Origin of the sequence: Sulfurovum sp. UBA12169 (genome assembly GCA_002742845.1) — a bacterium.
Taxonomy (GTDB): domain Bacteria; phylum Campylobacterota; class Campylobacteria; order Campylobacterales; family Sulfurovaceae; genus Sulfurovum.
Genome location: DLUH01000001.1, coordinates 505,902 through 530,053 on the forward strand (window position 1 = coordinate 505,902; position 24,152 = coordinate 530,053).

Annotated in this window: 27 protein-coding genes; 5 read left to right on the forward strand and 22 right to left on the reverse strand. The window is 39.7% G+C overall.

The annotated features are described in order from the left end of the window. Window positions 1–197: 197 nt before the first annotated feature. The 10 genes from CFH81_02685 to CFH81_02730 all read right to left on the reverse strand — a co-directional run bounded on the left by CFH81_02685 (window position 198) and on the right by CFH81_02730 (window position 5,180). Complete coding sequence (locus tag CFH81_02685) at window positions 198–494, reverse strand: cytochrome C (GenBank protein DAB41217.1); 297 nt, start codon at window positions 492–494, stop codon at window positions 198–200. A 187-nt stretch (window positions 495–681) separates the two neighbouring features. Next, complete coding sequence (locus tag CFH81_02690; protein DAB41218.1) at window positions 682–996, reverse strand: cytochrome C; 315 nt, start codon at window positions 994–996, stop codon at window positions 682–684. Between the two features lie 125 nt (window positions 997–1,121). After that, window positions 1,122–1,451, reverse strand: coding sequence for a hypothetical protein (locus CFH81_02695; protein ID DAB41219.1), 330 nt, complete (start codon window positions 1,449–1,451; stop codon window positions 1,122–1,124). A 57-nt stretch (window positions 1,452–1,508) separates the two neighbouring features. Then, entirely contained in the window at window positions 1,509–1,844 is a 336-nt protein-coding gene (locus CFH81_02700; protein ID DAB41220.1) for a hypothetical protein, read from the reverse strand. Beyond that, the gene (locus tag CFH81_02705; GenBank protein ID DAB41221.1) at window positions 1,838–3,025 is read right to left on the reverse strand and encodes a two-component sensor histidine kinase; all 1,188 of its coding nucleotides are present in this window, start codon (window positions 3,023–3,025) and stop codon (window positions 1,838–1,840) included. The genes CFH81_02700 and CFH81_02705 overlap by 7 nt, the downstream gene beginning before the upstream one ends. Further along, complete coding sequence (locus tag CFH81_02710; protein DAB41222.1) at window positions 2,979–3,656, reverse strand: two-component system response regulator; 678 nt, start codon at window positions 3,654–3,656, stop codon at window positions 2,979–2,981. The genes CFH81_02705 and CFH81_02710 overlap by 47 nt, the downstream gene beginning before the upstream one ends. 90 nt (window positions 3,657–3,746) lie before the next feature. Next, window positions 3,747–4,178: a thioredoxin TrxC gene (locus CFH81_02715; protein DAB41223.1), complete on the reverse strand. Its 432-nt coding sequence runs from the start codon at window positions 4,176–4,178 to the stop codon at window positions 3,747–3,749. Between the two features lie 82 nt (window positions 4,179–4,260). After that, on the reverse strand, window positions 4,261–4,461 hold the full coding sequence (locus tag CFH81_02720) for a hypothetical protein (protein ID DAB41224.1): 201 nt from the start codon (window positions 4,459–4,461) through the stop codon (window positions 4,261–4,263). 1 nt (window position 4,462) lies between these two features. Beyond that, a complete protein-coding gene (locus tag CFH81_02725) occupies window positions 4,463–4,738 on the reverse strand; it encodes an acylphosphatase (protein DAB41225.1) in 276 nt (91 codons plus the stop codon). Further along, the gene (locus tag CFH81_02730) at window positions 4,725–5,180 is read right to left on the reverse strand and encodes a hypothetical protein (GenBank protein DAB41226.1); all 456 of its coding nucleotides are present in this window, start codon (window positions 5,178–5,180) and stop codon (window positions 4,725–4,727) included. Before CFH81_02730 ends, CFH81_02725 begins: the two co-directional genes overlap by 14 nt. 97 nt (window positions 5,181–5,277) lie before the next feature. On the opposite strand from CFH81_02730, the gene CFH81_02735 reads away from it, so the two are divergent. Beyond that, on the forward strand, window positions 5,278–6,027 hold the full coding sequence (locus CFH81_02735; GenBank protein ID DAB41227.1) for a beta-carotene 15,15'-monooxygenase: 750 nt from the start codon (window positions 5,278–5,280) through the stop codon (window positions 6,025–6,027). Window positions 6,028–6,093: 66 nt separating this feature from the next. Next, on the forward strand, window positions 6,094–7,176 hold the full coding sequence (locus CFH81_02740; protein ID DAB41228.1) for a pseudouridine synthase: 1,083 nt from the start codon (window positions 6,094–6,096) through the stop codon (window positions 7,174–7,176). A gap of 19 nt (window positions 7,177–7,195) precedes the next feature. Here CFH81_02740 and CFH81_02745 read toward each other — a convergent pair whose 3' ends face one another. The 12 genes from CFH81_02745 to serB form a co-directional block, all read right to left on the reverse strand. After that, on the reverse strand, window positions 7,196–8,521 hold the full coding sequence (locus CFH81_02745) for an RNA helicase (GenBank protein ID DAB41229.1): 1,326 nt from the start codon (window positions 8,519–8,521) through the stop codon (window positions 7,196–7,198). A 57-nt stretch (window positions 8,522–8,578) separates the two neighbouring features. Beyond that, entirely contained in the window at window positions 8,579–9,757 is a 1,179-nt protein-coding gene (locus CFH81_02750) for a sodium:proton exchanger (protein ID DAB41230.1), read from the reverse strand. 12 nt (window positions 9,758–9,769) lie between these two features. Beyond that, window positions 9,770–11,131, reverse strand: a complete 1,362-nt coding sequence (gene mgtE, locus CFH81_02755; protein DAB41231.1) for a magnesium transporter — start codon at window positions 11,129–11,131, stop codon at window positions 9,770–9,772. A 283-nt stretch (window positions 11,132–11,414) separates the two neighbouring features. Continuing rightward, a complete protein-coding gene (locus CFH81_02760) occupies window positions 11,415–11,603 on the reverse strand; it encodes a hypothetical protein (GenBank protein DAB41232.1) in 189 nt (62 codons plus the stop codon). 105 nt (window positions 11,604–11,708) lie between these two features. After that, window positions 11,709–13,301: a phosphoenolpyruvate carboxykinase (ATP) gene (gene pckA / locus CFH81_02765; protein DAB41233.1), complete on the reverse strand. Its 1,593-nt coding sequence runs from the start codon at window positions 13,299–13,301 to the stop codon at window positions 11,709–11,711. A gap of 15 nt (window positions 13,302–13,316) precedes the next feature. Continuing rightward, a complete protein-coding gene (locus tag CFH81_02770; GenBank protein ID DAB41234.1) occupies window positions 13,317–14,636 on the reverse strand; it encodes a glutaconyl-CoA decarboxylase subunit beta in 1,320 nt (439 codons plus the stop codon). Window positions 14,637–14,638: 2 nt separating this feature from the next. Beyond that, window positions 14,639–16,471 (reverse strand): biotin attachment protein, encoded by a 1,833-nt coding sequence (locus CFH81_02775; GenBank protein DAB41235.1) that lies wholly within the window; start codon window positions 16,469–16,471, stop codon window positions 14,639–14,641. Window positions 16,472–16,491: 20 nt separating this feature from the next. Further along, window positions 16,492–16,734, reverse strand: a complete 243-nt coding sequence (locus tag CFH81_02780; protein ID DAB41236.1) for a Na+-transporting oxaloacetate decarboxylase subunit gamma — start codon at window positions 16,732–16,734, stop codon at window positions 16,492–16,494. Window positions 16,735–16,807: 73 nt separating this feature from the next. After that, on the reverse strand, window positions 16,808–18,190 hold the full coding sequence (locus CFH81_02785) for a DEAD/DEAH box helicase (GenBank protein ID DAB41237.1): 1,383 nt from the start codon (window positions 18,188–18,190) through the stop codon (window positions 16,808–16,810). A gap of 93 nt (window positions 18,191–18,283) precedes the next feature. After that, entirely contained in the window at window positions 18,284–19,048 is a 765-nt protein-coding gene (locus tag CFH81_02790; GenBank protein DAB41238.1) for an undecaprenyl-diphosphatase, read from the reverse strand. 39 nt (window positions 19,049–19,087) lie between these two features. Further along, complete coding sequence (locus tag CFH81_02795; protein ID DAB41239.1) at window positions 19,088–20,857, reverse strand: ABC transporter ATP-binding protein; 1,770 nt, start codon at window positions 20,855–20,857, stop codon at window positions 19,088–19,090. Window positions 20,858–21,134: 277 nt separating this feature from the next. Further along, window positions 21,135–21,758, reverse strand: a complete 624-nt coding sequence (gene serB, locus CFH81_02800) for a phosphoserine phosphatase SerB (protein DAB41240.1) — start codon at window positions 21,756–21,758, stop codon at window positions 21,135–21,137. A gap of 168 nt (window positions 21,759–21,926) precedes the next feature. On the opposite strand from serB, the gene CFH81_02805 reads away from it, so the two are divergent. The 3 genes from CFH81_02805 (at window position 21,927) to CFH81_02815 (ending at window position 24,107) form a co-directional block, all read left to right on the forward strand. Then, window positions 21,927–22,844 (forward strand): 5,10-methylenetetrahydrofolate reductase, encoded by a 918-nt coding sequence (locus tag CFH81_02805; GenBank protein DAB41241.1) that lies wholly within the window; start codon window positions 21,927–21,929, stop codon window positions 22,842–22,844. A 51-nt stretch (window positions 22,845–22,895) separates the two neighbouring features. After that, window positions 22,896–23,201, forward strand: coding sequence for a hypothetical protein (locus CFH81_02810; GenBank protein DAB41242.1), 306 nt, complete (start codon window positions 22,896–22,898; stop codon window positions 23,199–23,201). An 84-nt stretch (window positions 23,202–23,285) separates the two neighbouring features. After that, window positions 23,286–24,107: a hypothetical protein gene (locus CFH81_02815; protein ID DAB41243.1), complete on the forward strand. Its 822-nt coding sequence runs from the start codon at window positions 23,286–23,288 to the stop codon at window positions 24,105–24,107. The last annotated feature ends 45 nt before the right edge of the window (window positions 24,108–24,152 follow it).

The window sequence follows — 24,152 nt, forward strand, 5'->3', positions numbered from 1 at the left end:
TGTATCTAATTGTTGTAATTATCATGCATGTGTGGAGGCTGATTGTTATCGTTTGTCCAAAACTCAAGTAAATGGATACCTACGGATATGCAGATAAAGTATTATTTACTAACTATGCTAATCAATAGAAAGTAACTACGAAAAAGAAGGATTCCAAAAGCCTAAAATTTTATGGCTTTTGGAATAAGGTAAAATGATTATTTCATTGCAGCAATATAATCAGCAAGTTCTTTGATCGCTGCGTCATCCAATGATGCAACTTGACCTTTCATTAGTCCACCCATGCCATGCTGGTTAAGTGTACCTGCTTTATAGCCATTAAGTTGCTCGATTGTTTTAGCAGCGTCTTGTCCGGTAATAACAGCAGATTTACCAAGTGCAACTTTTTCACCGTTTGTTCCATGGCATCCTGCGCATTTTGCATACGCTGCCGCAGCATCTGCCATAAGAAGTGTACTACCTGCAAGTAACATTGTGATTGCAATTTTTTTCATTCTAAGTTCCTTTTTAACTTGTTAAAATTTATCTTGAAGAAGAGTAACATTCCTCTTCCCTGCCTCTTGTCCAAGCATCCCCCTCTCGGGGTTTGCCACCCATCCTTCTTGCTTAAGATCTGTGCAACGCCAGACCTTAGCTTTGAAAGTTAAAATTATAACTTCTGAAACTTTAAGTTATTTGATATTAGCAGCTTGGTACGTTACCTGAATCGGATGCAAATTCGTATGCGAAATCATAAATATCTTTTGCATGGGCTGGCTTCATGCTTGCTTTAGGACAGATTTTTTTTACTTCTTCCTCAAATTTACCGGCAGTATTGATTTCTTCCCACTCGTCTTGAGTGTGAGTTGCTGCAAATTTACTTCCTGACATACCACACGGTGCTTTAAGTGTTTTCATATAAAGCTTTTGTCCTTTTTTTGAGTCCGCTGATGCAGTTGTTGAAAGTACAGCAAAACCAAGCAATGCAGTAAGTGCCAATTTAGTCATTTTAGTCATTTCTTATCCTTTATTTTTTAAGATTCGGTATTTTAGCATGAAATTGTGAAAATATTGTGAAGATAAAAGAAAAAAAAGAAGCAATTCAATAAAAATTGCTTCAAGAAGTTACAATAAAATGCTGTTTAGCATTTTGGTACATGGGCCCCTCCCTCTCCATATTCTCGAGTGAATTCATAGATAGGCTCCCACCACGAAGGCTTAATCGTTTTTAGATCTAATTTCGGGCAAATCCTTTTTGCTTCTTCTGGAAATTTCGCTTGCTCGTAAAACTCTTCCCACTCTTCTTGCGTATGATATCTGGCGAATTTAATGCCTGAAAATTTACACGCTTTACGTAATTTTTTCTTAAAAAGTTTCTGTCCTTGTTCAATTTTTGACCCAACTTCAGCATTGGAAAAAGAGGTCATTCCCACAAGCAATCCTGATGCTAAAAAAAGGTTTAACTTTTTCATTCTCTTCTCTTTTTTTTAAGATTTTCCCATTTCTTTTTTCAAACCAATTGATAATACCTACTTTAGTTTATTAAAAACCTTAAATTTATTCCAATAGATATCTATTGCTTCATCAAGCTCTTTATCACTTAAAGCGCTTTTTTCCTTGATGCCAAAGTTATCTATAAATAAATCAGGCATGACAGAAATATCTCTGGAAGGATAACGCAGATAATGTTTAAGGGCTGCTTTAAAATTATGTTCGCCTCCATATACAAGCAAATAATTCATAAACATTCTTTGCAATGAAGTTGGAAGCGGTGCATGGCATGACACACAGTGGCGCTCATAAGCATCTTCGGCAATCCCCCATGACATTATCACTATTATTGGAAGTAAAAATTTTTTTACCATTTTATGATTATCCTCGTACCTTTTTTTATTTCCGATTCGACTTCAATGGAAATATGATATTCATCTAAGATTTTTTTCACGATACTTAGTCCTATGCCAAATCCTCCCTCGCTTTCATTGAAGCGCATATAGCGATCAAACATAAAAGGAATTTTTTCTTTTTCTATGCCAATGCCGGTATCCCAAACCATCAACATTCCCTCTTTTAGCTCAAAACCGATAGTTCCCCCTCTTTGATTATATTTAATCGCATTGGAAATAAGATTATCAATCACGCGTGTCAATTTTCTTTTATCAATCACAATTGCTACATCTTCCATATCCATAAGACATTCTAATTTTTTAGACTGGATCCAAACATTAAAATACTCCACCCTGTCTTCCAGTAATGGCTTAATTTCTACGAGCTCATCTTCATTGCGTCTTTCATGCTCCAACGTTAAATAAGTCAAATCCTGATAAAGTGTGGAAACTGTTTTTGCGGCGATATTAATACGGGCCAGTCTCTTTTTATTTTTTTCTGCCATCACGTCCATATCCATCATTTCAATATTTGCAAGAATGGCTGAAAGCGGAGCATTAAGCTCATGGGTAGTATCTTTAATAAACCTATCAAGCAATACAATCGAATCACGCATAGGCTTCAAAAACAACTTAGCAAGATAAAAGCCAAAAAGCATAAAAAAGATAAATATAGCCGATCCATACCCAAAAATACGTTTCCATATTTCCGTTCTCCATCCCGTATCATCATCAATTTCAATAACCAAATATCTTGCACCCAAATAATAATTGTCTAATGTTTCAATAAAATGAATCATATTGCCTGCAATATAGATTTCTCTATCAAAATTGATATTTTTTTCTTCAATCAAAGAAAAAATCTTTACGAATTCATTATCATATATGGCAGATCTAAAACGGGGGTCGCGCGGATAGGTTGTCCTCTCGTCAAAAAAATGATGCAGGACTTTCAATCTTTTGGTTTGGATGTAAGCATATTTTGAAAGTATTGCCCTTTCTTGTGCAAGCATAAGTTTTTCTTGGCTTTGATAGTAAAAAACAGAAAGAAGCGTGATCATCAATATAACCATTGCCATATAAAGTACTAAAAATCGAAATAAAGATTTTTTTTCACTTTTCAGCAATGAACTTGTACCCTTGTTTTTTAACACTAACAATTCTGTCCTTGCCTATTATTTTTCGTAAATTCTTGATATACGTACGCAATGCCGTATCACTGGGCTCTTCATCAAAATTCCATAAATACTCATAAATGCGCTCATGTACAATCACCTCGTTTTCATGCTTCATAAAAAGTTTTAAAAGTTTCGATTCTTTATTGCCCAATCCGACTGCTTTACCGTCAATGATTAACTCATTATTCTTAATATTATAGGCAATTTCTTTAGAAATAGGCATCAATTCACTCGATGCGTGAAAAAAACTTCTTTTAAGGAGGGTGTCGACTCGTATTTTCAGCTCTTTAAGCGCAAACGGTTTTCGGATATAGTCGTCGCATCCGCTTCCAAATCCTTTTTCTAAATCATCTACGGAGTTCATAGAGGTAATATAAATAGCTGGTGCCGTCACTCCGTTTTCTCGAGCTTCTCTCAAAAGCTCAAAGCCATTTATTTTTGGGATATTGACATCCAAAAGCAAGAGATCATAAGGACTCTCATACAATTTTTCCTGAGCTTCATGTCCGTCATGCACAGAAATTACTTCATAGCCTTCCTCTTCAAGAAACTCAGCGATAGTCTCATTGAGATTGGCATCATCTTCCACTACTAATATTTTTGCTTTATCCATCTAATTTTCTTTCTAATTTATGCTCAAAAATTGAACAAAGTCCAATTTTAGCTTTTGATTTTATTTCTGCAAGATTTTTATAAGATACATTTATGCTATATATTGTTTCACCCAGCTTTGCAATCTGCTTGCACTCAAAGCTCCGCTAAGTCTTTCGATTTCTTTGCCGTCTTTAAATAGAATCAATGTGGGAATACTTCGGATACCAAAACGTGCCCCCAGCTGCGCCTCCTCTTCGGTATTAACCTTTAGAAACTGTGCCTTCAATGGCATATTAAGCGCAGCTTCTTCAAATGCCGGAGCCATCTGACGGCACGGCCCGCACCACGGCGCCCAAAAGTCTACAACCAGGGGGGTATCGGAATTGACTAAAAACATCTCAAACTTTGCCGTATCTACTTCAACAGGCTTATTGTTAAGTAAAGAATTTTTACAATGACCGCAGTTAGCTTTGGTGTAGCCCTGTTTTTTGGGAACGCGGTTCACTTTAAGACAATGGGGACATACTACATTTACGTTCATCTGTATCTCTTCCTTTTAAAAATGGAGTTAAGTTTCAAAGGTATTATAGCAAAGATAGCAAATACATATTTCCTGATGACATTCATCTGTTCTTCAGAGGATGATCGCTCCGATTCTTCACTTTTTTCTGCTGATCTTCGGAGATATTTGGCTGAGTGGAAGTTACCTGATTGTAGATAACGCACCCCTTGCACCCCGGATCACATTCATGAGAAAGTTTCATGCACCAGTTATCCCGGTCTTGATACCTGCCCATATATTGACATCCCCATCCGCTGCTCATATCAATACCTTATCTCAAAACCGTCGGTAGTAAAATCGGCATCTTGAATGACTTGATAGGTAATTTTCTTTACCTTGCTTGCAGGAGAGCCTTCTTTAAGTATCTTCATCACCGTATCAAAATCCTCATCAAAAACCACAGCCACAACCTCAACCGTGCCGTCTTCAAGATTCTTTATATACCCTTGAAACTGCTTTTTCATCATGGATTGAGAAACAAATTTTCGGTAAAATACACCTTGCACTTCACCGGCCACAAGAAATTTATATCTTTGCATTATCTTTTTTTCCGTACTCTTCTTTTAAATCTTCCAAAAACTCCAAAATGCGTTCCTGAAAAAGATAATTTTCTTCATCATCCGCTGCGCACTCGTGCAGCTCTTTTAAGAGCTCCAAATCTATCTTTTGAACGAAACGTCTTACCTCTTTTGTTTCTTTTGCCACCTGCCAAACAAGATGGTCAAAATCCAATCCGTTCCTTGTTATTATCTTATTATGATATTCCATAACCGTATCAACAAGCAATTCTGCCCTCTGTGTATCTTCGTTATATATCCTGCAGGCGATCTCTTTGAGCTTTTGTTTTTCGCATTCATCAATTGCGCCATCAGAAGAAACCATCAATGTAAGAATTTTAGCCCTATACTCCATAGAACTATGATGATAAACCAGAAACTCTCTAAACATTTTCAAAATATTTCGTTTTATGATTTTAAACACCAAATTTCCTACAAAAAATACTTAAGAATGGAACCTTAATATTATTTTAACAAAATAATACTATAGTTCTGCTATTCTTCACTATATTAGAGTTTTCATGGAAAATATTGATTTATTCATCATTCTAGCTACAGCTTTTTTAGGAAGCGTTGGTCATTGTATCGGCATGTGCGGGGGCATAGTTGTTGCTTACAGCTCAAGTAAAATAGATCCCAAAACTTCATGGATGCAGCAAACCGCCTCTCATCTTTCTTACAACTTCGGTCGTGTTGCAACCTATACTGTGCTGGGAGCCTTTTTTGGTCTCTTGGGAAAAGCAATTGCTTTTACTCCCGCAACCAAAGGGATACTTTTTTTGCTTACAGGAGTACTGATGATACTTGCAGGACTTTCTCTGGTAGGCAATCTTAAGTTTTTACTCTCTGCGGAATGGTCTATCTCAAAAAACGGTTGGTTTCAAAAAGCATTTAGATCTCTCATCTCAAGCAAAACCTATGCAAGTTTCTTTTTGCTTGGAGTATTAAATGGCATGATTCCTTGTGGGCTAGTCTACTCTTTTGCCATCTTTGCAGCAAGCACAGCCTCTCCTTTATGGGGTGCTGTTGTTATGGCAACTTTTGGTTTGGCTACCATACCTGCTCTTTTTTTTCTGGGTACTATGACCAAATTTTTACAAAAAGGTTCCTTGCGGGGAACAATGATAAAGCTTGCAGCTCTCTTGGTTGTCGGCTATGGATTTTTTACTATCTACAAAGGGTATAAATTCATAGCTTCCCCTGAACAGATGCAACAAAAAATAAAAAAGATGCAACAAAATAGCATCAAAGAAATACTTGAACATCCATGAAACAAAAACCGCAAGAGTCTTTTCTCTTTGCATGTTTTATGAGAGGTTTTTAGGTATACTTCGTCTATGAAAACATATGCCTACCCCCACGATCCGATATCTTTTGATTTCAAGCAGACTATTGAACGTTTTTTTGTTGAAGAAATACCCCTTTATGCTTTTACCGGTTCAGGAAACTATCTTGTACTAAAAATAAAAAAAACCGACATGAGCACATGGAAGCTCATCACTGTTTTGGCCAAGGCAACAGGACTCAAAGAGCAAGATATAGGTTATGCAGGACTTAAAGACAAAAGCGCAACAACCATCCAGTATATCTCATTGCCAAAGCAGTATGAACGAGAACTGAAAAAAAATCTTACTACTGAAAAAATAGAAATTTTAGAAAAAACCTTCAACAAAGCTCCGCTTAAAATAGGACACCTTAAAGGCAATCGTTTTTCTATTGTGCTGCACCACGTCAATGAAAAAAATGCATCCCTTTTTAACAAAACAGCCCAAAAAATGCAAACAGACGGCATTCCCAACTACTTTGGCTACCAACGCTTCGGAGAGGACAGCAAAAGCTATCTTCAAGGCAAAGAAATTGCCCATAGCGGGAAAAAACTCAAAGGATCCAGAGAGAAACTTCTCGTCTCTGCCTACCAAAGCCATCTTTTTAACGAATGGCTGCATTCGCGCATCAAACTCTCTTCTGTTCTTTTCAAAGAAGATGCTCAATCTGCTGCAAAAAAATTGAGATACCCTTTAGAGCTTGTCAAAGAACTTCAAAAACAGCCGCAATTTTTTAAACTTTTTTTAGGGGATGTAATTATGGCCTATCCTTATGGAAAACCGAACTTTATAAAAGATATGATACAAAGTGCGCAAGCCTTCAAAGAAGGCAAACTTTCTCCTACCGGACTGCTCTGCGGCGCCAATGCCTTAAGAGCGCAAAGCGACGCCTGCCATCTAGAAGAACCCTATGACGATACGGAGATGGGAAGCCTCAAAGGGGATAGAAGATATGCATGGATATGGCCGCAAGATGTAAAAACACTCTATGACAAAGAGGCTCAGAAACTTACTGTAGACTTTTATCTCCCCAAGGGATCTTATGCAACTACGTTTTTAGAAGAAATAGGAAAATTTTCTTTAAAGGAAAAATAAAGAGGAACTTTTCTTTCACTTATGAGCGTTTGGGTTTTCCTTGTTTTCTATTCTCTTCTTTTGATTTTGAAATTTCAAATTTAGCATATCCGTCACGCTTGGTGGTTTTTCTTTTCTTGGTTGAGTTGTCTTGTTTTTTCTTTTTCCCAAAAGCACCATCTACTTTTTTCTTTTTGTCTTCTGTGTTTCTTGCTCCTTTTTGTTCTTTAAGCACATGCGGTGCATATCCTTCAAGTTTTTCTTGAGCAATAGCTTTTCCCATCATGCGCTCAACATCCCTGAGTGCAACCATCTCCTTTTCATTAACAAGAGTAATAGCCAAACCGCTTTTCCCTGCTCTTCCGGTGCGGCCGATACGATGAATGTAGTCCTGCACAATATGAGGAAGGTCATAGTTGATAACCACTTCAAGAGCAGGAATATCCAGTCCCCTAGCAGCGATATCGGTTGCCACAAGCACCCTGGCTTTCCCCTCCTTGAAATCACTCAATGCCCTGCTTCTTACACCAGAAGTTTTGTCTCCATGAATGCATACGGCATAAAGACCGCTTTCGTTAAGTTCTTTTTCTACCGTGTCCGCTATCTCTTTTTTACGCACAAAAACCAACACTTGCTTATAGTTTCGCGAGCCGATAAGGTAAGAAAGCAACTCAAGTTTTTTTTCACTTTCTACAGGATATACAATTTGTTTGACTTGTGCAGCACCCGCTCCCATGCTGTCAACCTCTATTAGTTTGGGTCTATAGAGCATTTGATCGGAGAGTCTTTTAAGCGATCCCGAGAGTGTTGCAGAGATAAGAATATTTTGACGTCTTTGCGGAAGCAGGGAGAGTATCTGCGTTATTTCATGCAAAAACCCCATATCCAAAATTGTATCAGCCTCGTCCAGCACCAAATATTCAATACTCTCAAGCGAAATGTTTTTTTGACCCAGATGTTCAAGCAAACGCCCGCTTGTAGCTACAACAATGTCGCAGCCGGCCTTGAGTCTATTGGCTTGGGTTTGCAAATTGGCCCCTCCGAAAAGCACGGCACTTTTAAGAGGAAGATATTTTGCATAGGTTGCTACCTGTTCTTGAACCTGCTTTGCAAGTTCACGCGTTGGCACCAAGATGAGTGCTTTGGGGTAATGTTTGCCTGTTTCAAAATTTAAGAAGAGTGATTGAAGAATAGGGAGGACAAAACCTGCTGTTTTTCCTGTGCCCGTTTGTGCTCCGGCCAAAATATCGCGGCGCGTAAAAATGGCCGGAATAAGTGCTTTTTGTATGGCTGTCGCCTCTTGGTAACCCTTGTCTTGCAAGGCGTGAAAGATTTCATCAGATAATCCTAAAGTAGCAAATGACATAATAACTCTTTTCGTATTTAAGTATCGTAATTATAGCCGGATATATGGCATCCGTCTTCAATAATAAGCAGCAATAATGGCATAACACACAAAGAACATCAAATGCGACATCCCCTCAAAATAGTTTGTCTGCCCTTCTTCGGTGCTCTTCCAAGCTAAAATAATCGTCATAATCAACGCGCCTATCTGAAGGGGATTAAAATTCAAAAAAAGATCGATCCCGCTCATATATGCCATTGCCAGCAGCACGGGTACCGTCAAAAGAATAGATACTGTCGAGGCGCCCATGGCAATATTCACAACCCTTTGAATCTGATCATTTCTGGCTGCTTTAATTGCCGTAAATATTTCTGGGGCAACAGCGACAATGGCGATCATTAAACCCGAAAGTCCTGCAGACACCCCATATTCTTTGGCAAGAGCGACTCCATCGGTTGCAAACACCTCTGCACCCAAAGCAATTACACCAATCAAAATAAAAATCATAACAAAATTACCCAAATTGTTAAACTTTTCAAAAACGTAACCGCTGTGTTCATTTTCGTCAATCTCCTGCCCTTCGTCTCTCAGTTTTCTTTTAAGTCTAAAAAATCTACTCTTGGCTGTTGCCTGAAAAAAATGCGTATGGGTTCTTGTTTGAAAAATAAACATGATGATATAAAAAAGCATCAACACTCCAGCGATAATACTGCTCGCTTCTCTGGTTGCCTCGCTGCCATGCTCTGTTTGACTTAAAAGACTTGGAACCAAAAGAGCTAATGCCGTCACAAACAATATTGTAGTGTAAGTACTGGAGGTCTCCTTATTGTGTTCTTGTTCGGTAAATTTAAGTCCGCCAATAAATACGGCGAGCCCCAAAAGTACATTCATGTCTACAATGACCGCAGAGATGATGCCCCCCTTAACTGTCTCTATAACTTCAGGAGAATGCACCGCCTCAAGTAAAATAATATACAAAAGAACGATCTCTACAATAACCGCACTGAAGGTAAGTACCATACTTGCGTAAGGTTCCACAAGTCTCTCAGAAAGGATCTCTGCTACCTCGGCAACAGTCAATGAAAGTGCGGCGATACCAACGGCTGCAAATGCAACAGCCATCCCCATATTGCCATTTTTGTGCATTAAAATAGCCACACTAATAGCTATTGCGCCTAGAACGATATCCCAATAGTCTTCAATATAATATTTCCAAAGATAAGGTTTACTTTTTTCTATCTGATTTTCTTCATCCATACTTTATTTTCCTTATAGCAAAATCAAAGTTGCCAATCCCAAGAAACTGAAAAATCCTACAACATCTGTCACGGTTGTTAAAAGCACTGTCGATCCAATGGCGGGATCCACGCCAAATTTTTTCAATGCAAGAGGGATAACTGCCCCAAAAAATCCTGCAGAAAAAAGATTGATCAGCATCGCAGCAGCAATCACTACGCCCAACATAGGCATCTGAAACCACGCATAAGCAATAATACCCATCACCACAGAATAAACCGCTCCATTCATCAAAGAAACAAGTACCTCTTTGACAATTGTCTCTTTTGCTTCATCGGCTTCAATATCTCCCAATGCCATCTGCCTTACGGTTACGGTTAGTGTCTGCGTTCCCGCATTGCCTCCCATAGAAGCAACAATAGGCATCAATACTGCAAGCGCCACTATAGACTGTATGGTAGCATCAAATAATCCTATTACCGAAGATGCAGCAATTGCGGTTAAAAGATTAAGCCCCAGCCACACTCCTCTGGATTTTCCTATTTTCCATACACTTTCTTCTTGTTCAGCCTCATCATTGACCCCTGCCAAATTATAAATCTGCTCAGTTGCCCCTTCTTCTATAATATCATAAATATCATCCGATGTAATACGCCCAAGCAGCATACCTTTTTCATTAACAACAGCGATAACACTCAAGTCATAATTGCTTACTACTTCTACTACATTTTTAATCTCTTCATGCGAATCAACAGAAACCGTAATCATCCCTTCTTCAATCACATCTTTGTACACCTCTTTGGGGCCATGAAGGATCAAATCTTCCAAAGGAATCATCCCGATAAATTTTTTCTTCTCATCCACAACAAATACATGATGCACATTATCAATCTCATTGTTTTCTTTCAAGCGTTTAAGGCGTCTGACCGAATCTCCGATCGTTTCATCCAAATGTGCATCAAAAAGCTCAGTTTGCATATAGGCGCCCGCCTCATCCTCATCATAGGAAATAAGCTCTTCGATGGTTCCTCTGTCTTCGTCTGAAAGATTCGAAAGAACTTCGTCAGCCTTTTCTTCATCCAGCTCTTCGATATGCAAGATCAGGTCGGCCGCTTCATCGGTATCCAAAAATTCTGCCAAAGTAGCAAGCTCTTTGGCCCCATAATGTTCATAGATTTCTTCTTGAAGTGTTTTTGGAAGCTCGACCAATACCTCTGCTAAAAGATCTTTTGGCAGTTTTTGAAGAAAATCATTATACGCTTCTTCACTCTCTTCTTTAACCTCCACAAGCAGATCAGCAATTTCATAAGGATGCACCCCAAGATCCATTCCTTCAGTATGCCTTACCAAGTGATCTTCTAGCTCTTTTATATTTTCTAAAATTTCTTTATTCATGTTTTTATCCCAAGGTTAAATTAATCTAGCTGTTGATATCTTTAAAATTTATAATATTCTTTTATATTGTTCCCGTTGAACCTGTTTTTACCTACAGTACACATCGATACATTCTTATGAAATGTATTGAAATACACTTAATATCACTAAATTTTTGAGTGTCTTTGAAAGCTCTTTAATAATACAAAATTATCTTTTAACACTTATTTAAAGATATATCTTTGTGATAATTAATAGAGAAGGAGAAGATCAACACGAACAAGTTGATACTTGTTCGTGTTTTTTATTTTATTTCAGTGTCACACTTTTTAGTAATAATACAAAGCGGACAAAAGTTTGAAAGCCCTGCAATCAATGGGATAATCCCAAGATAGAACCATTTAATGCCGGTATAAACGCCTGCACCGATCAATACAAGCCCTACTGCAATTCTAATTGGTCTGCATACTTTTCTAATTTTGTTTACATCCATTTGCTTTTCCTTTAGACTTTGATATATGGAACTATACTCTAGATTTCTTAGAGTCACATAAGTGCAAAGACCCTCCTGTAGAGAATCTTTGTAAAACAAGAGAATTTAAAGTTGAGGGCCGGCGGAAGCATAGTCAAATTCACCGCCCCTATCGTCGTAACGACGGAAGTTTTCTTGGAACATGCTTGCCAATTTTGTAAGCATTGCATCATATTTGGTTTTATCTTTCCATGTCTCTCTTGGATTAAGTATGGCATTATCATTTACACCGTCTAGTGCCTTGGGTATGGCAAGATTGAAAATAGGAAGAGTATCGAACTGTGCCTCATTGATTGAGCCGTTAAGAATTCCTTCTATGCAGGCTCTGGTATCTTTGATGCTCATGCGTTTTCCTTTTCCGTAAGAGCCTCCTGTCCAACCGGTATTCACTAAATAAACATTGACACCGTGTTTATCTATTTTTTCGCCCAAAAGTTTAGCATATACCGTTGGATGCAACGGTAGAAAGGCTTCACCAAAACAGGCAGAAAAAGTTGCCACAGGCTCCGTGATCCCTCTTTCGGTACCGGCCACTTTAGCAGTATATCCGCTAAGGAAATAGTACATTGCCTGCTCTTTGGTAAGCTTGCTTACCGGAGGAAGCACACCAAATGCATCTGCTGTAAGAAAGATTATGTTGCTTGGATGCCCCGCTTGAAGTCCCACTTGATAATTTTCAATATGTTCAATAGGATATGAAACTCTGGTGTTTTCCGTTTTAGAAGCATCAGAATAATCAACCGTTCCATTATCATCATAAACAACATTTTCCAAAAGGGCATCTTTTCTGATAGCACCATAAATCTCCGGTTCGCTTTTGGGGTCCAGATTGATTACTTTCGCATAACAGCCGCCTTCAAAATTGAAAACGCCGTTATTGTCCCAACCATGCTCATCGTCGCCTATAAGCGCTCTGTTTGGATCAGTCGAAAGCGTTGTTTTTCCCGTGCCCGAAAGACCAAAGAAAAGACAAACATCACCATTTTTGCCCACATTGGCCGAACAGTGCATGGGAAGTTTATTTTCAAGAGGCAACCAATAATTCATCATCGAGAAGATACCTTTTTTCATCTCTCCGCCATACCAGGTACCGCCGATTACACAAATGGCATCTTCGATATCAAAAACAACAAATACATCAGAATTTAAACCATGTGCTTTGTAGTTTTCATCTACTGTTTTACATGCATTGTAGACTGTAAAGTCGGGTTCAAAATTTTCCAGTTCGTCTTGAGTCGGCCGAATAAACATATTGGTTACAAAATGTGCCTGCCAAGCCACTTCAGTAATAAAGCGAATAGATCTTCGACTTTCTTTACTTGCGCCGGCATATACATCGTTGATGTAAATATTTTTTCCTGAAAGTTCTTTTTTTGCAAGATCAAAAAGTTCACTAAATATCTTTTTTTCAATAGGCTTATTCACATTTCCCCATGCAATGTGTTTATTGGATGGTTCTTGGTTAACAAAATATTTATCTTTAGGACTTCTTCCTGTAAAGATACCCGTATCACAAATAGCTGTGCCTGATGTAGAGATTTTACACTCTCCACGATTAACTTCATGCGCTTGAAGTTCATCAAAACTTAAATTATAATATATCTCTTTAATATTTTTTAATCCTAGTTTTTCAAGCCCCCTGGGCGTCTTAATACTCATTATATCCTCTTTGTTTTATTTAAATATCGACAGCAATACACCTGCTGCAACAGCTGATCCTATTACGCCTGCAACGTTTGGCCCCATTGCATGCATGAGTAGAATATTTCCAGGTCTTGCTTCAGAACCTACTTTACTTGCAACTCTTGCTGCCATCGGCACAGCTGAAACTCCTGCTGCACCAATGAGCGGATTGATCGGTTCTTTTGAAAACTTATTCATCAGCTTGGCCATCAAAACGCCTGCGGCAGTACCTGCGGCAAACGCAAAAAGGCCGATAATCATAATCCCCAACGTTTCCATCACAAGGAATTTGTCCGATGCAAGCTTGGACCCGACACCAAGACCCAAGAAGATGGTTACGATATTGATCAATGAGTTTTGCATTTCATTGCTCAGCCTATCAACTACGCCGGATTCTTTGGCAAAATTTCCAAACACAAATGCTCCGATAAGCGGTGCGGCATCGGGTAAAACGAGAAATGTCATCGTGATTACAAGCAATGGAAAAATTAATTTTTCAAGTTTATGCACTTTCCGTGTTGGCTTCATCACAATTCGACGTTCCTCTTTTGTTGTTAGCGCCTTCATAATCGGAGGCTGAATAACCGGAACAAGTGCCATATAGGAATAAGCTGCTACAGCGATAGCCCCCATAAGTTCAGGCGCCAATTTTGAAGCAATAAAGATAGATGTCGGGCCATCTGCTCCGCCAATAATGCTGATCGCCGAACATTGCTGTAATGAGAAATTAACCAATCCTGTATATTGAGAAAGCGCTGCAGCTCCAACCAACGATCCAAAAATAGCAAATTGTGCTGCACCTCCCAAAAGGGCTGTTTTGGGATTGGCAAGCAATGGACCAAAATCAGTCATTGCTCCAACTCCCATAAAGATGAGCAAAGGGAAAAACTCATTGGCAATACCCATGTTGTAGATAATACCAAGCATTCCGTGATCACCTGTCATATTGGCAACAGGAATATTGGCGAGCAGTCCACCAAAAGCAATCGGCAACAGCAATAATGGCTCAAACCCTTTTGCGATGGCCAGATAAAAAAGAAGAAAAATAATTATAAACATGATCAATCGACCCCAACTCTGGGCAAAAAGACTCATCTTTTCACCTTCGCCATTGGTTACTTCTTCTTTTGGGGAAACCATTGCCTTGAGACCTGTAGTATCATAAAAACTAGAAGCTAATTGGCTAATTGATTTTTCAACATATACATCAGTCTGGGATTGTTCTGTTTGGGTTGTGCCTGACGCCTGCAAAGAAGAAACCGATGCAACAAAGGCAATCAGTATCGAAAAAAAGAGATGTTTTATCTTCATCGCTACTCCATTGTTGCCAAAAGTTGTCCGTCTATCACGCTATCATTCACTTTGACATTAATGGAAGCAATTACACCATCTATGGGCGCTACGATATCTATTTCCATTTTCATTGCTTCAAGGATCATAATCTTTTCTCCCTCTTTGATGCTGTCGCCTGGATTGGCTAAAATCTTCCAAACGGTTCCTGGTGTCTGAGAATGTATCTCAATACTTCCTGCGCCTCCCACCGGAACAGTTAATTTTTCTGGGGCCGTAACAGTGCTTTCTGTACTCCCTGCCGGAACAGTTAATTTTTCTGGGGCCGTAACAACCGAAACTTCCTTAATTTCGATGTTTGCATCACCCTCTATTACCTGAACATCGTATTGTTTTCCATCTACTACTACTTTATAATTTCCTGCCATTTGAGTTTCTCCACTTTTATGTTTACCTTTTCTTACCATGAGAGGACTTTCCCCCTTCAAGAACGCAATTCCTTTTTTATCACATGCTCCTGCAATAAAAATATTCTCTTCACTTGTTTTTAAGCCCTCATTTTGAAGTGCTTTAGTCCAATACGCAATCGACTTTGTTTCATCGCGGTCTGCAATATCCAAAGGATTTTCTGTGGTAGGCTCCAACCCAAGTTTTTCACTTGCAAGTTTGATAATTTCATCATCTGCCTTTACGGGAGTCTTTCCAAAATAACCAAGCACCATCCGTCCATATCCCGGAGCAATCTGCTTCCATGGACCAAACATTACGTTTGCATATGCTTGCTGCCAATAAAACTGGCTCACCGGTGTTACAGATGTCCCATATCCTCCACGCTCTACGACCTCTTTCATCGCAGCAATCACTTCATCAAATCTGTCCAATTCTCCTGAATCTCTCATCATTTGTGTATTGGCAGTAAGGGCACCGCCGGGCATTGGAGAAAATGGAATCAAAGGCGATACCTGTGTTGCTTCAGGAGGAATCATATAATCAGCCAAACACGCTTTAAGCGTTTCTTCATATTTGAGTACTTTGTCCAATTGCAAATCGCCAAGATTGTAATTGCTTCCTTTTGTAGCATGCAGCATGGTAAGGATATCCGGTTGCGAAGTTCCTCCGCTTACAGGCGAAGCTGCCATATCTATACCATTGGCTCCGGCCTCAAGTGCGGCAAGATAAGATGCCACTGATACTCCTGCCGTCTCGTGGGTATGCAATCTCAAATGCACACTTTCACCCAACAATTTTCGTGCCATATAGATGGTTTCATAAACCTTATGAGGATTTGCGGTGCCTGATGCATCCTTAAAGCATACGCTGTCAAATGGAATGCCGCTATCCAAAATATTTCTCAATGTATTCTCATAAAAAGTTACATCATGCGCGCCCTTGCATCCCGGAGGCAAGTCCATCATTGTTACAACTACTTCATGATTCATATCATATTTTTTAATACACTCTGCACTATAGGCAAGATTGTTGACATCATTGAGCGCGTCAAAGTTACGTACAGTTGTTGTGCCGTGCTTTTTGAACATTTTAGCAAATAGCTCAATCATTTCGCGGCTTCCGGTATCAAGCATAACGGTATTAATGCCCCGAGAAAGCACCTGCAGGTTTACATCAGGCCCCACGATTTCCCTAAAACCATCCATCATTTCAAAAGCATTCTCCTGCAGATAGAAAAAGAGTGATTGAAATCTTGCGCCACCACCAAACTCAAAATGTGTAATCCCTGCTTTCTTTGCTGCTTCTACTGCAGGAAAGAAATCATTCATAAGCACACGACCGCCAAAGACAGATTGAAAACCATCCCTGAAAGTTGTATCCATTACATCAATATATTTTTTAGCCATTTACGATACCTTATGTATGATTAATTTTTACGAAACTCTGAGACTGCTGCGATGATTGCTGCGATACGGCGCGATTCATCCTCTGCCGTCCCGCCAGAGGCAGTACTCGAAGCAGAAGAAGCAATTGGCTGCTTTTTTTCAGGAAAAAATTTTTTAATAATTTTTGCCTGAAAACCCATTAGTACAACGAGAACGTAAAGAAAGGTAAATACCACTAACATTCCCAGCACCATAAATTTAATGCTTTCGCCCACTATATCCATCTAAGACAACCTTATTTCAAATTTGTAACGAAATTTTAAAACACTTTTGCTTGTTTCAAGGTAAAAAAAATAATTATCTTCTTTTTTTTCTTCGATTGTTCTGTCTCGTAACTTTCTGCTCATCTGCATAATTTTGCATCATATCGTCTACCATCCCCTGATCAAACCCTATACGGGAAGTCATCGCGTGATGTTCTTGTTCAATGATGCGAGACATAAGTTTTTCTAGCAAAATCTGTTGGTCCATCTCTCCCATAAATTCTACCATTGCAGAAGCATCAGGATGAATAGGAATATCTCTGATCTGTTCGGCCAAATACTCACGGCCGGACTCATCGATGCCTTCACCTCCTTCTATAGTAGACAAACGCATATGCGCCCCTACCTCTTTTTGAATACGCTGAAGTTCCCTAAACTCTTCAGTTGTAACAAGGGTAATGGCTTGACCGCTTTTGCCTGCACGTCCCGTGCGACCGATACGGTGAACATAGCTTTGCGGATCAAAAGGGATGTGGTAGTTAAATACATGAGTGACATCTTTTACATCAAGTCCCCGTGCTGCCACGTCTGTTGCAACCATGATCTTCACTTGTCCTTTTCTATACGCCTTGACGACTTCGTCTCTCTCTATTTGCTCCATATCTCCATGAAGTCCTTTAGCATTGAATCCCATGGCTTCAAGATGCTCCGCCACTCGTTCAACCTCACGTTTCATGCGACAAAACACAAGACACTTGTTCGTCTCTTCTGTTTCAAGCAATCTCACCAACGCTTCATCTCTTTGTTCTTCGTTAATCACATAATAGCGTTGGTCGATTATATTGTTTGTTGTCTCCTCTTGGTCCACCACTGAAATAAATTCCGGTTTATATAAAATATCATTTGCCAATGCCTTGATCGGTTCGGGCATCGTAGCAGAAAAAAGCAACGTTTGTCTGTTTTGAGGAATATATTCAAATATCTCTTTGATCTCATCCAAAAATCCCATATCGAGCATCTCGTCAGCTTCATCCAAAACGACAATCTCTGGATTGAATGTCTCTATTTTTCCTTTTTTATAAAGATCTTTAAGTCTGCCGGGTGTAGCCACAACAATCTGTACCCCCTTATGAATCAGAGCTATCTGTCTCCCGTATCCTACCCCGCCATAAACAGTCAAAGTTCTTATGCCGGCAAAACGCCCCAAATGGTAAAGTTCATCGGCTACCTGTGTAGCCAACTCTCTTGTCGGGGTAATTACCAGTGCGCGCTCTATTTCACCTTTGGCAATTTTATCTATAATCGGCAGACCAAATGCTGCTGTTTTTCCTGTGCCCGTATGGGCCTGCCCTACCATATCGCTCCCGTTTGCAACGATAGGTATCGCCATCTTCTGAATGGGACTTGGTTCTTTAAATCCTGCTATTTTTATCCCTTTAAAGAGGTCAGGATGAAAATCAAAATCACTAAATTTCATATTTTACCTTCATGTCAATGTTCAAATAGATTTTGAACTTAAATAAAGTCCTCGCAAGAACTTTTATAAATTCAACTCTTTTTGTTTTGCAAACTAAAACAACGCCAACAAAACCGCTCCAAAAACAATACGATATACACCAAATGCCACAAATGTAAAATGTTGCAAAAAAGTTAAAAAAAGTTTAATCGTAGCGTATGCCACTATAAAAGCAACGACAAAACCTACAATGAACGCCATCCAGTGTGCATCGGCAAACTCATGGTAATGTTTTAGCAGATCATATCCGCTTACTGCCATCATAACAGGAATGGCAAGCAAAAAAGAAAACTCCGAAGATGTTTTTCTGTCTAGCCCAACCAATAAACCGCCAATGATCGTAGCTCCGGCCCTGCTGGTTCCCGGAATCAAAGAAAATATTTGGGCTATTCCTATCCAGAATGCCTGTCTGTAGCTTACTTCCTCAACATCTGCAAGATGGATTTGTTTGTTTTTATAAAAATACTCTACCGCCAAAAACACAACCCCGCCTACAATGAACATCCATGCGACAATTTGCACAGTAAAAAGTGCTTTGACCTCGTCTTTAAAAAGAAAGCCCACTATGGCCAAAGGGAAAAAAGCCAAGAGAAGCTTTTGCCAAAGTTCATTTTTTTCAAAACTGAACTTTTCTCTATAGATAATCATCACAGCCAAAATCGCAGCAAATTGTATAATCACTTCATAAGCTTTGGTTAGATTATTTTGTGAAATTCCCAAAAAATGACTCGCCACTATCATGTGCCCTGTCGAAGAAATAGGTAAAAATTCGGTAAAACCTTCAATAATCCCGATTATAATTGCTTGAAAAATATCCATATATATCCCTTAAAACAAAAGAGCATACAATACCCCTTTTTATATCATTTTACTAAAGTAACTCTCGTCCTTTTTTAAAAGTGCTTCAGGCGTACCGCTGTCGGTCATTCGTCCATCTTCAATCACATAAATAAATGCTGCATTTTGTATAGTGCTCAATCTGTGAGCGATAGTAATGACTGTTTTTTCTTTTAAAAATTCCTGCAATGCCCTGAAAAGTTTGGCTTCCGTATGAACATCTAACGCTGAAGTAGACTCATCAAAAATTACTATCTTGGGATTACTCAATACCATTCTTGCGATAGCAACACGCTGCCGCTGACCGCCGCTCAGTTTTATACCGTCTTTTCCAATACGCGTATCAAGCCCTTCGCTTAACCCATTAACCACTTCTGTAAGCTGCGCAATTTCAAGTGCTTTTTGCACCAATGCATCACTATAGCCTTTACCAAGTGTTAAATTGAAACGCATTGTATCATTAAAGAGTTTAGGATGCTGTAAAATCAAATGAATATTTTCTCTAATCGTTGAGAGTTTTAAGTTTTTACCCGATACGCCTCCATATAAAATATCACCCTCATTGGGCGGATAAAATCCCACAAGAATATTGGCTAAAGTGGTTTTTCCGCTTCCGCTTGCACCGACAATGGCAACCTTTTCGCCCTCTTTAATCCTCATAGTGATATTTTCTAATATATTCTTCCCGTCTATATACGAAAAAGCGAGATTTTTCACTTCAACGTCTAAAGCTCTTCTTTCCTTAAACGGATTTATATTCTCCTTCCTTAGGGTCTCCTGCTTTAATGCATAGATTTCGTTGATACGATCACACGCTGCTTTTGCCGTAGAAAGCGAATACTGAAAATTAATAATATCCTGCGTAGGCGTAACCATGACCCAAAGATAGGAGAAAATAGCCAGCATAAGTCCCACGCTTAGATCGCTGTAAGCCACCGCAAGAATACTCGCTGCCCTAAATATCTCGTATCCGCCCAAAAGGATAAGATACGAATAGCGTATCGCTGCATCACTTTTATATCCAAATGCAATGGCATGCTCTTTAAGCATCTTAGCTTTCTCTTCGCTCTTACCGAAAAAATAATTTTCCTTATTGGCAGCCCGTATTTGATGAAAAAGTTCAAGTGTCTCCGTAAGTGAGGATTGAAACACCTCAACAGCTTTGTTTTCCTCTTTTTTTAATCTTCCTATATTTCTAGACAATCTGGCCGTAAAAAAAACAACCAGAGGATTGGTTATTAAAATAAAAAGTGCCAACTGCCAGTGAATCCACAGTAAAACAATTGCAGAAAAAAAGAGCGTTAAAGATGCTATGATCAGCCTAGAGATCGTTGAGCTTACAAAGCTATCAATCGTTTCTACATCCGTTACCAGCTTGGATGTTACCGATCCTACACGCATCATCTCATACGCCTTGAGCGAAACTCTCTTAAGATGGTTAAGTAAAGAAACTCTCATTTGGTATGTAATATTTTTTGATATAGAAATAAATATTTTTGTTTGCATGATTGAGAGTACGGTGCTTAGCAGGCGAAGCATTAGGATTAAAATTAAAATGGCAAATATATACCCTTTAGTATCGCTTTGCCATAAGTTCGCCTCTATCCAGGCGATATAGCCATGCGGTTTACCCAAAAGCAGTTCATCGACAAGGATCGGGATAAACAGCGGGATAATAACAACCAAAAACGCTGCCAATAGCGCAATAATATTACCTAATATCAATGCATCTTTATAGGCTGTTAGCTGCTTGACAATCCCTGCAATGCTGCATTTGTTTTGACGGTCCAAACCCTGCCCTCCCGTATTTACTGCGGATATTATAACATAACGGGCATTCTATCTTTCTGCTCTTGTGTGCCGTATATATGGCTTAGACGCCAAGACAAAAGGGAAGATAAGAAATATGGCAATTTGTAATATCCTCTCATCTCCAATCCGGAGTTTGGGGACGAGGGAATAACCAACCGCCATCAAAGGTTTCAGACAGACCAAATACTGCCCGATATACAATTGAAGTCTAACTTTGGTTTTGAGACTATTTGTTGGGGCAAATCACGTTTAAACATCAAACAATCTTCAAAATCTCTCTTAAATCTTTCACATCTACGCAGTGCGTCGCCGCTTCTTTGAGGATGGGTTTGGCGCAGAATGCCACACGGGTATCGGCATAGGCAAACATACTCAGATCGTTCGCGCCGTCACCGACTACCAGCGTATCTTCGCGTCCTATGCCCAGCAATCCCTGAAGACGTACGATCATATCGCCTTTGGCATTGGAGTACATCATCTCTCCGCCTACCTGTCCGGTTAAGACGCCGTTTTCTGTATGCAAAAAGTTGGAAAATTCCGCATGGATGCCAAGCTTCCGGCACACAGGTTTGGTGGCGTTTCTAAATCCGCCGGAGAAACACACCACCGTGTAGCCTTTTGCTTTGAGTCCCGCTACCACTTCCGCAGCGCCCGGCATCATCGGCAGATCGGCACAGATCTCATCGACTTTTGAGGCTTCAAGCCCTTCGAGCAGCGCCACTCTGGCCCTAAGGGATTTGTAAAAGTCCAATTCTCCCGCCATCGCACGCTCTGTGATCGCCGCTACCTGCGCTTCAAGCCCCAGGGGTGCTGCCAAAAAGTCGATGGTCTCCCCGTCCATCAACGTCGAATCAAAATCAAATACTGCCAGTTTTGACATCTTATACCCTCTTTCGCATATTGCCCGTCATCCTCGGGCTTGACCCGGGGATCCAAACTCTGGATTTCCATTCGGGTCTGGAATGACGCAAGCCAATAAGTCTTATGTAAAATTTGGATAAAATTATATCCAACTAACCAAAAATCCCTATAAAAGGCACATCACAAGATGTTTGAAACTTTCTGTAAAAACCTTCACAACGACCAGCCTTTCATCACCGTAGAGGTCAATCCGCCCCACGGCGCATCGCTTGATCCGATTATCCAGATGATCAAAGCCAGCAATCTTGCTTCAAAAGTATCGGGCTTTTCTTGTACAGACAATCCGCTGGCAAAACTCAAGATGTCCGGTGTCCTTTCTGCCATTAGACTCCAGCAGACTTTCGGAAAACCGGTCATAGCGACTATGAGCATGAGAGACAAAAACAAACTCTCCTTGCAGTCTGAGGTGCTCGGTGCCAACGATTTTGACGTGCGCTGCATCCTGGCGCTCACGGGTGATCCGGCCAAATACTCTGATCAGCCCGAGGTTAAGGGTGTTTTGGAGCGTGATTCGACGCTGCTTTTGAGCATCATCTACCATCTAAACCGTGGCGTAGACTACTCCAACAAACCGCTCAACCCCGCCCCTAAGCCGATCTATCCGTTTGCAGTAAGCAATGCCTATGCCAAAGATATGAAAAAACTTCAAAAACGAATTGTTAAAAAACTTGATTATGGTGCACGGGCCATCATCACGCAGCCGGTGTATGATCTTGAAAACGCCAAAGAATTGTTAGAAATTTTTGAAGAGGCCAAAGCGCTTAGTATCCGCGACACCGCCAAAGAGGCGCAGCTGATTTTGGGACAGTTTCCTCTCGTGGCGGCCAAGACAGCCAACTTCATCAACGACAAAGTGCCCGGTATCCATGTGCCAAAAGTGATCATCGATGAGATGAACCTTGCAAGCATGGACGGGGCAGAAAAAGAAAAAGAGGTAGGCTTTGCCCTTTCCAAAAAGATCTTTGACGAGATGATGAAACTGCATGGCAAAGTGCATCTGATGACACATAACCGGTTTGATCTGTGCTCGGAGTTGATCGGCTAACTCTGTTAACCTTTGCCCGTTATACTTCTCCTAAAAAATCTAGGAGTAATTATGTCTGAATTAATAAGATTCAAACTTATCAACAAGATCGAGGGAATCTCATTCCTCATCCTTGTCTTCATCGCCATGCCGCTTAAATATATATTCGGATACCCCATGGCTACTAAAATTGCCGGGATGATCCACGGATTGCTTTTTGTGCTATTTGTCTATCAGCTTGCAAAAGCCAAGCAAGAGGTACCGTTGGCTGCAAAAGAAACCGTGTTATTTTTTGTTTTGTCGCTTATCCCTTTTGGAAGCTTCTACACCGAAAAACTCTGCAAAAGCAAAGAGCTGCAACCCTTGGCAGTCAAATAAACCGTTTTGCCCGATCTTAAAAATAACATATTCTTACAAATTGTGCTACAATAAAAGATATAAGTTAAAAAAAGGGAGAGGGAGATGAAAATGTTATCTAGAATTCTTTGTGTGTGCAACGATATAAATAAATCCCAGATGCTGTTTGACAAGGCGGCGCAAATTGCCAAAGAGCAAAACACAACACTTACTTTTCTTTTTGTGGTAGAAAAGACGCTGTTTGAATTGCCGGTTTATGAAACAGAGGAGACAAGCACAAAAACGATTAAAAATATACTTGAAGCACAAGCAAAAGAAACAGGATTGGAAAATACAGTTATTTTTGTTTACGAAAATGACACGGTAGGCCGTGTTATGTTGGAACTCGAGAGGGAACACAACAGCCTTGTTATTACACCTTATGAAGAAAAAATAACCAAAGCGCTTGTTTTGATTTTAAACACTCCTATTCTTGTGCTCAAAAAAACAAAAGCAGCGTATGAAAATATTCTAGTGGCACTAGATAATACACGGGTAGAAGAATATTGCCTGCCACTGGTTCAAAACCTTTTCAAAGAGAGCAAGATTCATCTTCTGCAAGATGCACAATATTTCTTTTACCCTTTAACTGATCCTTTTTTATCATCCGGCATGATTCCTTACGACACCATTCAGGAAATGGTAGAGGAAGAGGAAGTTATCGCATCCCAAAGAAGTCATTTTGATCATTTTTGTAAAGCACATGGGCTTGAAGGCACCTTTAAACTAGGCACGCAAAGTATAAATGAAGGTATCATGGAGATGTCAAAGCAATATGCTTCGGATTTACTGGTCATACTTTCTACCGAAGAGACGCTCCTGGATATGGCCATTAAAAACATCTTGCCTCTGCATGAAAATGATATATTTGTATGTAAAGAAAAATGAAACATGCTTTGGCATGCATTTTTATAACATTGTGCTGAATTTTTA

Bases quoted from the DNA above. Each gene is read 5' to 3' on its own strand.
- CFH81_02760 (DAB41232.1), bottom strand. From the start codon at position 11,603: ATGGATGTAAACAAAATTAGAAAAGTATGCAGACCAATTAGAATTGCA.
- CFH81_02745 (DAB41229.1), bottom strand. From the start codon at position 8,521: ATGTCATTTGCTACTTTAGGATTATCTGATGAAATCTTTCACGCCTTG.
- CFH81_02700 (DAB41220.1), bottom strand. From the start codon at position 1,844: ATGGTAAAAAAATTTTTACTTCCAATAATAGTGATAATGTCATGGGGG.
- CFH81_02815 (DAB41243.1), top strand. From the start codon at position 23,286: ATGAAAATGTTATCTAGAATTCTTTGTGTGTGCAACGATATAAATAAA.
- CFH81_02810 (DAB41242.1), top strand. From the start codon at position 22,896: ATGTCTGAATTAATAAGATTCAAACTTATCAACAAGATCGAGGGAATC.
- CFH81_02715 (DAB41223.1), bottom strand. From the start codon at position 4,178: ATGAACGTAAATGTAGTATGTCCCCATTGTCTTAAAGTGAACCGCGTT.
- CFH81_02750 (DAB41230.1), bottom strand. From the start codon at position 9,757: ATGGATGAAGAAAATCAGATAGAAAAAAGTAAACCTTATCTTTGGAAA.
- mgtE (DAB41231.1), bottom strand. From the start codon at position 11,131: ATGAATAAAGAAATTTTAGAAAATATAAAAGAGCTAGAAGATCACTTG.
- CFH81_02770 (DAB41234.1), bottom strand. From the start codon at position 14,636: ATGAAGATAAAACATCTCTTTTTTTCGATACTGATTGCCTTTGTTGCA.
- CFH81_02695 (DAB41219.1), bottom strand. From the start codon at position 1,451: ATGAAAAAGTTAAACCTTTTTTTAGCATCAGGATTGCTTGTGGGAATG.
- CFH81_02725 (DAB41225.1), bottom strand. From the start codon at position 4,738: ATGCAAAGATATAAATTTCTTGTGGCCGGTGAAGTGCAAGGTGTATTT.
- CFH81_02735 (DAB41227.1), top strand. From the start codon at position 5,278: ATGGAAAATATTGATTTATTCATCATTCTAGCTACAGCTTTTTTAGGA.
- CFH81_02710 (DAB41222.1), bottom strand. From the start codon at position 3,656: ATGGATAAAGCAAAAATATTAGTAGTGGAAGATGATGCCAATCTCAAT.
- CFH81_02720 (DAB41224.1), bottom strand. From the start codon at position 4,461: ATGAGCAGCGGATGGGGATGTCAATATATGGGCAGGTATCAAGACCGG.
- CFH81_02685 (DAB41217.1), bottom strand. From the start codon at position 494: ATGAAAAAAATTGCAATCACAATGTTACTTGCAGGTAGTACACTTCTT.
- CFH81_02780 (DAB41236.1), bottom strand. From the start codon at position 16,734: ATGGATATAGTGGGCGAAAGCATTAAATTTATGGTGCTGGGAATGTTA.
- CFH81_02775 (DAB41235.1), bottom strand. From the start codon at position 16,471: ATGGCTAAAAAATATATTGATGTAATGGATACAACTTTCAGGGATGGT.
- CFH81_02690 (DAB41218.1), bottom strand. From the start codon at position 996: ATGACTAAAATGACTAAATTGGCACTTACTGCATTGCTTGGTTTTGCT.
- CFH81_02785 (DAB41237.1), bottom strand. From the start codon at position 18,190: ATGAAATTTAGTGATTTTGATTTTCATCCTGACCTCTTTAAAGGGATA.
- CFH81_02790 (DAB41238.1), bottom strand. From the start codon at position 19,048: ATGGATATTTTTCAAGCAATTATAATCGGGATTATTGAAGGTTTTACC.
- pckA (DAB41233.1), bottom strand. From the start codon at position 13,301: ATGAGTATTAAGACGCCCAGGGGGCTTGAAAAACTAGGATTAAAAAAT.
- CFH81_02805 (DAB41241.1), top strand. From the start codon at position 21,927: ATGTTTGAAACTTTCTGTAAAAACCTTCACAACGACCAGCCTTTCATC.
- serB (DAB41240.1), bottom strand. From the start codon at position 21,758: ATGTCAAAACTGGCAGTATTTGATTTTGATTCGACGTTGATGGACGGG.
- CFH81_02740 (DAB41228.1), top strand. From the start codon at position 6,094: ATGAAAACATATGCCTACCCCCACGATCCGATATCTTTTGATTTCAAG.